The 12,499-nt window shown below is 44.6% G+C and carries 11 protein-coding genes and 2 pseudogenes; 11 read left to right on the forward strand and 2 right to left on the reverse strand.

Annotated features, from left to right (window positions below):
• Window positions 1-277: 277 nt before the first annotated feature.
• The 11 genes and pseudogenes from JCM19037_RS26570 to JCM19037_RS03045 all read left to right on the forward strand — a co-directional run bounded on the left by JCM19037_RS26570 (window position 278) and on the right by JCM19037_RS03045 (window position 9,021).
• Window positions 278-846: pseudogene (locus JCM19037_RS26570) on the forward strand (helicase C-terminal domain-containing protein).
• 1 nt (window position 847) lies between these two features.
• The gene (locus JCM19037_RS28130; RefSeq protein ID WP_052363482.1) at window positions 848-1,651 is read left to right on the forward strand and encodes an amidohydrolase family protein; all 804 of its coding nucleotides are present in this window, start codon (window positions 848-850) and stop codon (window positions 1,649-1,651) included.
• On the forward strand, window positions 1,648-2,154 hold the full coding sequence (locus JCM19037_RS28135; protein WP_052363483.1) for an amidohydrolase family protein: 507 nt from the start codon (window positions 1,648-1,650) through the stop codon (window positions 2,152-2,154). The genes JCM19037_RS28130 and JCM19037_RS28135 overlap by 4 nt, the downstream gene beginning before the upstream one ends.
• Window positions 2,155-2,168: 14 nt before the next feature.
• Window positions 2,169-2,648: a hypothetical protein gene (locus JCM19037_RS03010; protein WP_042397696.1), complete on the forward strand. Its 480-nt coding sequence runs from the start codon at window positions 2,169-2,171 to the stop codon at window positions 2,646-2,648.
• Window positions 2,649-2,766: 118 nt separating this feature from the next.
• Entirely contained in the window at window positions 2,767-4,056 is a 1,290-nt protein-coding gene (gene asnS, locus JCM19037_RS03015) for an asparagine--tRNA ligase (RefSeq protein ID WP_042397699.1), read from the forward strand.
• Window positions 4,057-4,133: 77 nt separating this feature from the next.
• On the forward strand, window positions 4,134-4,820 hold the full coding sequence (locus tag JCM19037_RS03020) for a DnaD domain-containing protein (protein WP_042397704.1): 687 nt from the start codon (window positions 4,134-4,136) through the stop codon (window positions 4,818-4,820).
• 19 nt (window positions 4,821-4,839) lie between these two features.
• Window positions 4,840-5,477, forward strand: a pseudogene (gene nth / locus JCM19037_RS03025) (endonuclease III).
• A 16-nt stretch (window positions 5,478-5,493) separates the two neighbouring features.
• The gene (locus JCM19037_RS28140; RefSeq protein WP_042397707.1) at window positions 5,494-5,757 is read left to right on the forward strand and encodes a dynamin family protein; all 264 of its coding nucleotides are present in this window, start codon (window positions 5,494-5,496) and stop codon (window positions 5,755-5,757) included.
• A gap of 23 nt (window positions 5,758-5,780) precedes the next feature.
• Window positions 5,781-7,547, forward strand: a complete 1,767-nt coding sequence (locus tag JCM19037_RS03035; RefSeq protein WP_042397711.1) for a dynamin family protein — start codon at window positions 5,781-5,783, stop codon at window positions 7,545-7,547.
• A gap of 26 nt (window positions 7,548-7,573) precedes the next feature.
• Window positions 7,574-8,704, forward strand: coding sequence for a dynamin family protein (locus JCM19037_RS03040; protein WP_042397715.1), 1,131 nt, complete (start codon window positions 7,574-7,576; stop codon window positions 8,702-8,704).
• A 119-nt stretch (window positions 8,705-8,823) separates the two neighbouring features.
• Window positions 8,824-9,021, forward strand: coding sequence for a hypothetical protein (locus JCM19037_RS03045; protein ID WP_042397718.1), 198 nt, complete (start codon window positions 8,824-8,826; stop codon window positions 9,019-9,021).
• Between the two features lie 889 nt (window positions 9,022-9,910).
• Here the strand turns inward: JCM19037_RS03045 and JCM19037_RS03050 are convergent.
• On the reverse strand, window positions 9,911-12,103 hold the full coding sequence (locus tag JCM19037_RS03050; protein ID WP_081829003.1) for a transglycosylase domain-containing protein: 2,193 nt from the start codon (window positions 12,101-12,103) through the stop codon (window positions 9,911-9,913).
• A complete protein-coding gene (locus JCM19037_RS29090; protein WP_052363485.1) occupies window positions 11,989-12,477 on the reverse strand; it encodes a transglycosylase domain-containing protein in 489 nt (162 codons plus the stop codon). The genes JCM19037_RS03050 and JCM19037_RS29090 overlap by 115 nt, the downstream gene beginning before the upstream one ends.
• Window positions 12,478-12,499: the final 22 nt, after the last annotated feature.

A 12,499-nucleotide genomic window follows, 5' to 3' on the forward strand; every position in this document is an offset into this window, starting at 1 on the left:
TCGTTTAACCGAAAGGCCAGTCCAAATTGGTAAGCAATTAGATGAACAACTGTTTACGTGTACAAAAAGCATCATATTTACATCCGCTACTTTGACTGTAAAAGGGTCCTTTCAATACATGATGGATGAAATTGGCCTCACGAATAATCAAACCGATACGCTCGTTGTAAAATCACCTTTTTCCTATGAAAATCAAGCAGAATTGCTCATACCAAGTGACTTTCCTGATGTAAAAAATGAGGAACAGTTTGTGAGTAGCGTTACTGAGTTCATATCCATGCTCACAAGTGCTGTTAATGGACGCATGCTCGTCTTATTTACCTCATATGAAATGCTCCAAAAAACGTATGAACAATTAAAGCCATATATCGAGGACCTAAACTATTCCGTATTCACTCAAGGAGCAAACGGCGAGCAGCGTGGGAAGCTCATTAAGAAATTCAAAAAGCATGAACGCTCCATTCTTATGGGCACGAGCACGTTTTGGGAAGGGATTGATTTGCCTGGAGACGACGTGTCTGCCTCATTATCGTAAGACTACCGTTTACGCCGCCGAATGACCCGGTATATACAGCAAAAGCAAATGAGCTTAATAAAAACCGCAAAAACTCGTTTATGAATCTAGCGATTCCAAAAGCCGTCCTCCGATTTAAACAAGGGTTTGGTCGATTGATTCGTACGAGTACAGACCGAGGGCTTGTGTTTGTTCTAGACAAACGTTTAATCGAGGCGAGGTACGGCAAAAGTTTCATCGATTCATTGCCAAACGTACCGGTCACATTCACCGGTACTGACAAAGTATTGGACATTGCTAACGATTTTTACGCTGAAAAAGGAGACCGATAAAATGAGTGATCTCGTGATAAAAGATATGAGCATTATCGACGGCGAGACAGTCATTGAACAAGGGTATGTTGTAATTAGAGAGGGGCAGTTCCAAGAAGTAAGAGCTGGTGACTATGAAACGAATTCAAACACGCGTACACATGTGATCAGTGGAAAAGGGAAAATGATGATACCTGGGCTTGTGAACACACATACCCACTCACCGATGACCCTTCTACGAGGTTGGAGCGATGACCTTGAGCTTGAAAGATGGCTCAGTGAGAAGATCTGGCCTGCTGAAGCACAAATGACCGAACAGATGAGTGAAGTGGGGACGAATCTTGCTCTAGTCGAAATGATTCGATCTGGCACGACGATGTTTTCGGATATGTATCACTTAAACCGTGAAGGCACAGCGAAAGCCGTAGAAGAAACAGGCATGAAAGCATTGCTAACACGTGGAATGATTACGATGTTTGATAGTGCTAGTGTGGCAAGCGAGAAATTGCACAAAGCGGTCGACTATGCAAAACGGTGTAATGCCTCATCGACGAGGCGCCTGAAAGGTGGGTTGTTCCCACATGCGGTATATACGAACCGTTTCACATTTTTAGAAGATGTGAGGGAAGCGGCGACCAAAGAGCAATTGCCAATCCAGCTACACATGAGTGAAACAAAAAAAGAAGTCGCAGACCATTTGCGGACGTATGGCATGCGTCCCGCTGAACATCTTCTTACTGGGGGCATTTTGTCAGAAGGCGATTTGCTCGTGCACGCGGTCCATGTGGATGAGGACGAAATCACGCTAATGAACGATAAAACGTGAACGTTTCTCACAATCCATTGAGTAACCTTAAACTCGGGTCGGGCATTGCCCCGATCCCACACATGCATCGTCAAGGCGTTGGGATCTCGTTAGGGACGGATAGTGCAGCGTCAAACAATACGTTGGATATATTTGCAGAAATGCGCCAAGCGGCGATGCTCCATAAAGGAAATTTGCAGTCTGCTGAAGTCATTTCCAGCCAAGAGGCGTTAAGGATGGCTACAGTGAACGGTGCTAAGGCGCTTGGCTTTTTAGATAGTGGCTTGATTCAAGCGGGGTACGCAGCGGACTTCATTATGATTGATACACGCTCTGCACACCTTCAACCGCTTACGATTGATCCAGCAACAATCGTCTACGCCGCAGGCAAATGCGATGTGAGCGACGTGTATGTGAATGGTCGTCCATTAATGACGAACAAAGAATTGCTCACGATTGACGAAGAACGAGTCTTGTATGATGCCAATCGCGCGAGAAAACAGTTGGTTGAATCGAGCAACTAAGAGGGGGCGTCTGTATGTTAAAGATTGGTGCGATTAGTGTAGGGGCTGTTGTGCTCGTATTGTCAGTCATGCTTTTCGGCGTTCATTCTTCAGCACTCGGCGATATAAATGACAAGAAAAAAGAGATGGAAACCCGCATAATGCATGAAGATGAAGTCGCAAACGTCGTGTATTTTGACCATCATTACGGGGACGAGATGACGGCGAATGCGCTTGTTGATCTCCAAGACTCTCAGCAAGAAGTATGGATGTTTAATGAATCATACGAGCGCTTTGATCGGATCGCCGCTGATCAATTTATAACGAAAGAACAGGCGTGGAGCGTTGTCGAAGAAGAGGCGTCTTCGATTGATGAACAACGAGGTGTCACACTCGGTTTATTGGACGGGGCGTATGTATACGAAGTCATTTATATTGATGAAGAAGACGGTCACATTTATCATTATGTAGATGCCGAGTCAGGAAGTACGAATCAAGTATTAAGACTGCCATAAATCGGGAAATTCAACATCTTCGCTTGAAGTTCGACCGCTCGTCTCGTAAACTAGATAAGTAATGAATTGAGATGTGTATCAATGAAAACAGATGGAATTTTGAAGGGAGTTACCGTACGTGAAACCTACGATTCACAGCATCGGTCAATTTGAAAGCCAAGAAGTGACACTCGGTTGTTGGCTGAGCAATAAAAGATCCAGCGGAAAGATTGCTTTTCTACAACTTCGAGATGGGACAGGCTTTATTCAAGGCGTTGTCGTTAAAAGCGAAGTCGGAGAAGAATTGTTTCAACAAGTTAAAGGGCTTGGGCAAGAGAGTGCTCTCTATGTGACAGGTCAAGTGCAAAAGGATGATCGTGCCCCGAGTGGCTTTGAACTCACCGTCACAGGTGTGGAAGTGATTCAAGAAGCGGTTGACTATCCGATTACACCAAAAGATCATGGAACAGAGTTTCTCATGGATCATCGTCATTTGTGGATTCGTTCGAGCAAACAGCATGCTGTTCTTAGAATTCGCGATATTATTATTCAAGCGACGCATCGCTTTTATCATGAGAATGGATTTACGAAAGTGGACCCACCCATTCTTACTGCGAACTCAGCAGAAGGGACGACGGAGTTGTTCCATACGAAGTATTTTGATGAGGACGCGTTCCTTTCACAATCTGGACAGTTGTACATGGAAGCCGCAGCGATGGCTTTTCAACGCGTATACTCGTTTGGGCCGACATTTAGAGCTGAAAAATCAAAGACCCGCAGGCATCTCATTGAATTTTGGATGATTGAACCAGAGATGGCGTTTTGTGATCACGAAGAAAGCTTAGAAATCCAAGAGGCGTACGTTACGTACATTGTAGATGCGGTACTACGTGAAGGACAAAAAGAATTAAAAACTCTCGAGCGCGACATCGCTCAGCTTGAAAAGATTCGTGCACCGTTTGCACGTTTGACGTACAGCGAAGCGATTCAACGTTTACAAGATAAAGGTTATGAGATTCAGTGGGGAGAAGATCTCGGGTCACCGCATGAGACAGAGCTTGCGAACCAGTTTGACACGCCAGTGTTTATTACACATTGGCCAAAAGAGATCAAAGCGTTCTATATGAAGCCAGACCCTGAGAATGAAGATTTGGTTCTTTGTGCTGACTTGATTGCGCCAGAAGGTTACGGGGAAATTATTGGGGGTAGTCAACGAATTGATGATTATAAACTGATGGATGAACGCTTCAAAGAACATCAGTTGTCAGAAGATGCATACCGCTGGTATAAAGAGCTTAGACAATACGGTAGTGTTCCTCATTCAGGATTTGGACTCGGATTAGAAAGAACGGTTGCTTGGCTTAGCGGAACAGAGCATGTTCGTGAGACGATTCCATTTCCACGTTTGCTTAATCGTTTGTATCCATAAACCGGATACTCCCATCTCCTCGTCCGCCGGAGGAGATGGTTTTTTTCAAAGAGGTAAGGATGTAAGAGGTGAAACCAATGAATAAAAATGTCATGATTGATCTGCTGGAACAAGGTCAAGTATCCATTCCAGTTGTGTTTTTAGATTACTACGACGCACTAGGCATCCACGAGAAAGACATGATGCTTCTGTTGCATTTGCATCGAGAAATCCAGCAAGGGCGTGCATTTCCTACGCCAGAACATTTAGCGAGAAAGATGTCACTGACCGTCGCCCATTGCCAAGAAGGGTTAGGCCGTCTCATGAAACGAGGCGTATTAGCGCTTGAGAAAAAAGAAGATGACGGCATTATGTTTGAAATGTATAGCTTGCGACCGTTTTATGAAAAGATTCTTTACTACTTAGAATCGGAGCAAACCGACCTAGAAGTGAATCAAAGTGGAGAGCTGTATCAACTGTTCGAAAACGAGTTCAGTCGGCCACTTTCACCGATGGAATCTGAAACGATTGGCGTATGGATTGACCAAGACCATTATTCAATGGAAATGATTAAAGCTGCATTAAAAGAAGCGGTGATCTCCGGGAAATTAAATCTCCGCTATATCGATCGAATTTTATATGAGTGGAAGCGAAGTGGCATCAAAACACCAGAACAAGCACACGCACACAGTGAAAGCTTTCGACAAAACAAACGAGCGGAACCGGCAGGAACCAAAAAGACAAGTGAACCGTATCCGACATATAATTGGTTAGAGTCAGATTGACAGATGAGGGGAACCATTTATGCTATCGAATAAACAAACGACATGGGCGATGGAGCAAATTGAACAAATGTACCCAGAAGCGGAGTGTGAACTCACACATACGAATGCTTTAGAGTTACTTGTTGCTGTAATTCTTTCCGCTCAATGCACCGATGCCTCGTAAACAAAGTTACACCTGGACTGTTTTCAAAATACAAACGTCCAGACGACTACATCCGAGTGCCACAAGAAGAATTAGAACAAGATATTCGGCGAATTGGCTTATTTCGAAACAAGGCAAAAAACATTCAAAAAATGAGTCAATCTTTATTAGATCACTACGGTGGTGAAGTGCCTGCGGACCGCGATGAACTTATGAAGCTTGCCGGGGTTGGAAGAAAAACGGCAAATGTCGTTGCGTCTGTCGCATTTGACTTGCCTGCAATTGCTGTAGATACCCACGTAGAGCGGGTATCCAAACGATTAGGCATTTGTCGATGGAAAGACAGTGTTTTAGAAGTAGAAAAGACTCTTATGAGGAAGTTACCCGAAGAAAAATGGTCAGATAGCCATCATCAATTGATTTTTTTCGGTCGTTATCATTGCAAAGCAAGAAACCCTCAGTGCGAAACCTGTCCTCTTCTAGAGATTTGTCGAGAAGGGCGTAAACGAGTCTAGTGACAACAAGGAGGAAATGTATGAGTGCGATCGATGGTGGCTACAGCATCGAAGAGATAAAACAAATGTTACCGTTTGGCAAACTGAAGAGGAGCGCTTAGCGCGAATTTCTAGCAAACTTGCTGGGGAACCGACGTATTCGGTCGCAATTTGTGGCCATTTTTCTGCGGGTAAATCAACACTAATCAATCAATTGCTCGGAGCAGCTCTGCTGCCATCGAGCCCGATCCCGACGACTGCCAATATTATGACAATTCTTGGTGGACCGACCGCCAGATAAAAGCGGTTCAAAGCGATGGGCAAGTGAGTCACTTTGAAAATGAAATTCCGTGGGACAAGCTTCAGGAGATGGCGGTTGATGGCGCGGGTATTGAAGAAGTTGCCCTCACATTGCCAGTGCCGTTTCTTTCGAACAAAGTAACGATTGCCGATACACCGGGCATGGATTCTACAGACCCTACCCATGGGAAGTATACAGCTAATCAGCTCATTACAACAGATGCAATTATCTATGTAACCGACTACAATCATGTTCGCTCGCAAACAAACGTTGAGTTTCTCAGGCAAATCCAGCGGGAAAATAAGCCAATTATCATTGTCATTAATCAGATCGATAAGCACAATGAAAGTGAATTATCGTTTTCTATTTTTTATCATGGCCTAAAAGATATGCTCCAACGGTATGGCATACATCCGGTGGCGATTTATACGACCACTTCAAGAGATGAATCTCATAAACATAATCAATTGCCACTGTTCGTTCAACAGATTCGTTCGTGGTTATATGAAGGCCAGTCATTAATTGCTGATGCCAACGCCCGCATGGTGGAAAGTGCGGTTTCTTCGCTACGAGAACGGCTACTCGCTGACCGTGATCAAGTGACCATCCGAATGCGAGAAGCGATGAAGAACGAAGGTTATCATCAAGAAGATCATCAACGCTATTTCGCTTTAGTCAAAGCGGGTCAAGAAATTGAACAACAATTAGATCAAGAAATCTCAGCACTCGTTCATACGTTGCAACAATTCTACAAACAAACTAACTTGTTCCCTCATGACACGACGTCTGCAGCGAATGACTGGTGGCAGGTCGTTGACGGTTCGTACAAATTCGGATTGTTCGCAGGGAAAAAGAAAAAGTTGGAAGTGGAACAACAATATTTTGATAAGATGATTCATTTAATGAACGAGCGCTACGAGTCGGAAATTCGCTTTTATTTGCTCCAACAGTTTAGCAAATTAGAGATGCCTGAACGCGTTCGAGATGATCTTATTCAACAGGTTGAACAATTGCATTTGCCGGAATCGATCGAGTGGTATAGAGCATTTGTGACGACGGGCGAAAAAAGTAATCAATACATTTATCAGCTTACTAAAGAGATCAATCAAGCTATTATTCAAGATATCAAACGTTCCATTGAGCCAATTGTAGAGCAACTCAGGTCATTATACCCTGAGCGTAAGAGACAACTAGAGCAGCAAAATCAGCAGGATTTGCAACCATTTCAGCGTCTTAATGAACTACAGCAATCGTTTATGGAAGAGGAACAAACAATCCAGTCGCAACTGAACACGGTCCAACAACGACTTCAAACGAGTGCTGCCGCTCATTACGAAGAGAAGATCGAACAGGCGCTAACAGCACATCCCGACTTATCAGGTGTTGATGCGTCGATCGTAGTGAACGATTCCAATGCGGTATTTCAAGAGGATGCTAGAGATAGAGAGCAAATTGCAGACGTATCAAGTGAATCTGTCCAAGTAAAGCCACTGTTCGCACTCGATTCGCTCCGAGGCGACTTGGCAACGTTTCAAGATGTGCTTTTTGAGAAAAACGAACGCAACAACATCGTAGCATTCATCGATCGCCTGGAGAATCGACCGACGTCCGTCGTTGTTGCGGGTGCGTTTAGTGCGGGCAAATCAACGTTCATCAATGCACTTTTGCAAAGGGAACTCATGCCAAGCTCTCCCCATCCAACGACGGCTTCCTTAACAACTGTGAGCGCACCGAGCGGTCGAACCGACCAGAACAAGTTCGTGTTCGAATTAAGACAAGAGCGGACTTAGATAGTGAAATCGCACACGTCTCATATTTGTGCAACTTAACGTACACACTTGAATCATTGAAACAAGCTGAAGGTTTGTCGATTAAGAAGACGGATACGCTCGAAGAAAAGCAATGGGTAGAGTATTTGCGTGCATTGCAAATGGGTGTCAAAAAAGAACAATACGAATGGGGAAGCACGATTGTTATTTCGTTAACGGAATGGCAAGAGATGGCCGTAGATGAAGCAAAAGCTTGTTTAATTGATGTTTCACACGTCTATGTGCATACCGCTTGGACAGATGCAGGCTATGAACTAATTGACACGCCTGGCGTGCAAAGTGTGCATGAACGCCACACTGCACTTGCAATGTCAGAGATCGAAAAAGCGGATGCTTTTATCTATGTGACTTACTATCACCATGCGTTCTCAAACGCTGATGAACGATTCATGGAAAAGATTAAAACCATTCAGTCTCCAGACTATTTGCTTATTAACGCGAGTGATCTCGCTGCAGATGATGGAGAAAAGCAAGCGGTTATGACCCATGTGCGTGATCAACTTCAAACCCTCGGTTTCCCTCATACAGACGTGGTACCTATCTCTAGTAAGCGCGCACTTGAAGACCACACGGATGAAGAAGGGATTCTTTCATTTACTCAACATTTTGAGAACGGTTTGAAACCGGTGTTAAGAGCTCGACTCGATGAGGAATTGGAAGCGTTGCTTAGAGCGCATATTGAAAAGTTATCCGAGTGGCAAGTATGGATGAACCAACCAGAAGCCGACCGAAAACAAAAAGCACAAGCTTTTCGACTACCGGTTCAACAGAAGAAAGATGAAGGAGAAGAGGCTATAAGGCAACTAGAATCTGAAGACGTAGAAATTCGTGCCTTCGGTGTGTATGCACATCGTCGCCTATTCTTACGTTTTGCCGATCACTACAAGTCAATCATTTCTGCGAGTGTTGGCCAACAAGAGGGCCGCAAAGACCAGTTGCAAAAAGGGTTGAACGAGTGGATGGAAGTAGCAGAAAACGACTGGAAAACCACTCTAGAACAAGAGGGTGAGCGTCTATATACAGTTTCGAACGAGCGACAACTGCCTATAGACTTACGAGAGCACCTAGACCTTTCACTCCAATTACATGGAACATTAGAAAGTTCGTTAACGAAATAAAGACTCTGAAAGTAAAACCGAGTTTTGTTCATGATCAAGAAGGGGAACAGTTTAAGCAGCGTATTTTAGAACGAACAAAAGAAGCGTTACGTACACGACTCGACGAAGCCGTTGAGCAATTGCGCGAACTGTGGAGCGAGCGGGTTCACCTTGCAAAAGAGGAGCTAACGCAAGACATTGACCGAGTCATGAGCGAGAATGAAGCATGGATGGAGCAATTGCAACACCCACAACCCGATTTAACACGAGTGCAAGAAGAACTCCAATCTCTCAAGTCTCATCTCGTCGCACGAGATCAAGAGTATGTCCATAAATGATGCTGTACGTAGAGGAATAGACAGTCCACTAAAACCCGGTTGCGCTGTACAGCGCAACCGGGTTTTTAAAATGGCGATTTCGTTGAAATGTTCAGCTTAGCACGAGCAGAATTTCGCTCATGTGTCACAGTCTACTCAAAAGTCGTGATCCGTGTATGTTGAGTTAATGAAATTCTTAAACTATTCGGTAAGGTTTCCATCTAACGTCCGCTTTCTTTTCACGAAGTAGGCAATTCGAGCGCTTTTACAGGCAAAAGGCAACATCATGTCGTCATGACTCATGATGAACTCCGGTCAATTTCGCATCGGCTCTGTAGGTGCCGATCGTTGCTAGCCCTTGAGATTTATGGCTTGGCATTTTAACATCTTTGAAAAGACGTAATCGGTATGCTCTTTTTCATCATATAGAAGAAGAGCAAGCTACTTTCTCTGGCTCTTTTATGTAACAATCCCCGTTTTTCAAATGGGACACTTTAAGGTGCAAATCTGCTCATAAATCTCTATTTGTGACCGTTGGGTAAGTTTGTGTGACAATTTAAGTTAAGAATGACGGATTTTGCTCGTTTAATTGTCTCAAAAGCTAATATTTGAGGCAATTGATACTCATCTGTTTTATTTAAAACGGTAGATCGTAGAGCGTATGTTTTCCTTTAGCTCGCTAGACAACAGGGAAAACAAGTGGAGCCGAATGGGCTTCTAATGTTTGCTTTATCGTCTGAACTACAGCCATCTGCCTTTAGTGGCAATCAAACATATGATTTACATCGACTTATCAAGATAGAGTAGCTGAGCGGTAGGCGAAATTTAAACAGAGAATTGTTCAGCTTTATGCGATCTACATCTAATTTTTGTGCACGGATAAAAAACCGCCCGTTACGGGCGGTTTTGACTATTCTTCATTATCATCTTCATCATCGTTTGTGGTTTCTGATTGGGTTTCTTCTTCTGGATCTTCGCCATCATCACTAGAGTCGTCTCCGTCAGAACCGCCTTCTCCTTCGCCGTTGTCACCTTCGTCTGTCGGTGGGGTAGGGGTCGGTTCATCTGATTCATCTGCGTCTTCAGGAGGGCTTTGATCTTCTTCAGGTGCTTCTTCTTCTTCATTTTCTTCTTCGTCTTCTTCTGGATCTTCTTCTTCAATTGCTTCAGCGATTTCTACGGACGTTTGCGCACTGTCAATCGGTTCTCCGTCACGAACTGCAACGACTTCAAAGTTATGAGTACTCTCTCTTTCTGGGTCAGTGAGCACAAATTGTCGGTCACTGCTCTCCTGTACGTCACTCATTCCTTGACCGTTTACACCGTGGCGGACGATAAAGCTTACGCCGTCCATCGCTTCATCAGGGAAGTTCCAGCTTACGATAATTTGGTTATTGCCTTCATCAAATCCAGCTGTAAGATCAGATATTTCTTCACTCACTTCTGGTTCGTCAGGCATATCCGGTGTTCCACCACAAATATATAGTTCTCCACCTTGCTCACAAACGGAATCAGGACGTTGGAAGTCCGATACGTCCATACCTGCATGAACTTCGGTCATAATCGTTCGGAAGATATTTCTTGCAAGCTGATGCTCTTCACCGAGCAAATACCCGGCACCACGATTTTCGTATCCCGTCCATACTGCTGCGGTGTACTCAGGGGTGTACCCTGCAAACCAAATGTCTGGCACGCCACCTGCGGGAACGTTGTCTCTTTCTCCATCACCGAAGTTCGATGTTCCTGTTTTACCAGCGAGTGGAAGACCTTCAATGTTCGCAGCGGTACCCGTTCCCCGTGGGTCCGTCACGACATCTTTAAGCATATCGGTCACCATATAAGCGGTGTAATCGTTCATCGCCCGAGTGGACTCAGGCGTTAAGTCCAATTCACGTTCGTCTGTAAAGACAATCTTGCGCACACTGTACGGATCGTTATACACACCGTCGTTACCAAAAGCAGCATACGCTCCTGCAATTGTTTCTGGTGACTCGTATTGTGAACCAAGCGCATTTCCTTCTTCAACGCTATCGAACTCCATGCCTAGACGGTTCGCAAACTCATGTGCTTCTTCCTTGCCCACCTCTTGATGGGCTTTTAGCGCTGGAATGTTTAATGACCGCACGAGTGCTTCACGCATCGTCACTTGCCCGCTGTAATTACCAGAAGCATTCCGAATTTGTGTGCCATCGGAATAGCTGTGCGGCTCATCTACGAGCGTTTGACCGGTCCCCCAACCGAGGTTATCGATCGCTGGCCCGAAATCAAGCATCGGTTTTACTGTTGAACCAGGTTGGCCGACGCGATTCATCGCATAGCTATCGCCACGAAGCACTTCCTCGCCGCCTCGGTCTCCAACAATGGCAGCAATTCCGCCGGTATTCGTATTAAGCATGGTGAACCCGACTTGGAAAGCAGGGTCATCTGGGAATCCACTAATATAATCGTTCGTTTGAATGACTTGTTCAGCATAACGCTGGGCTTCAACGTCAATTGTTGTGTACACATCAAAGCCAGCTGCGTACAAGTCGCCGATTTCTAATCCGTCGATTTGTTCAATTTCACGCATTACGTGGTTAATAAACGACGTATGCCCAATTGAATCATCAGCAGGAGTGTAGTCAAGCTGGTCTTCAATGTTCGTATTTCTCGCTTCCTCGGCTTCTTCATTTGTAATCAACTCTTGGTCTTCCATCATAGAAATGATCAAGTTTCGTCGATTTTCAGCGTTCTCTGGGTTCTCAATAGGGTTGTAATAAGACGGTCTTCTCGGCACGGCTGCAAGAACCGCTGCGTCAGCAATCGTTAATTCTTCTAAGCTCTCTTTGTCGAACCAACGAATCGAAGCCTCGCCAATTCCGTAAGCTTCATGGCTGAAATAGATGATATTTAAGTACATTTCCATAATCTCATCTTTACTGAATTGACGCTCTAATTGCAGAGCCAGCCACTGTTCTTGTACCTTTCTTGACATTGATTTATCTGCGCTCAAAAACGCATTCCGAACAACTTGTTGCGTAATTGTACTCGCACCTTCTGAACCAAAGCCACCGGTAATGTTGGCAATAACGGCACCACCAACGCGTCGAACATCGACACCCATATGTCATAAAAACGCATATCCTCTACAGCGATAAAAGCGTCTTGGACATGTTGTGGGGTCTCTTCGATTGTCCGGTAGCTACGCGCTTCATTTCCGTGCAGCCGTCCAATTTCATTGTCATTCACATCGTACACCGTAGCTCCTTCAGCGAGCATCAACTCATCTGGGTCTAATTCAGGTGCACCACTTATAATTGCAGCAGCGGTTGCAACGCCCGCAAGCAAGCCAACGACAATGACAATTGCAAAACTAATGATTAACTTTTTAAATAGTGAGCGTTTTCCTTTTGATTTCTTTTTAGATGGTTTTTGGTTTTTGTTAGAAGAAGTTTCGGCTGCTCGCCGTTTCTCCGTTCTTGATCTATATTCTGTCATAAATTCCCCTCATTTCTCATTA

The organism is Geomicrobium sp. JCM 19037 (genome assembly GCF_000698105.1).
GTDB lineage: Bacteria > Bacillota > Bacilli > Bacillales > Marinococcaceae > Geomicrobium_A.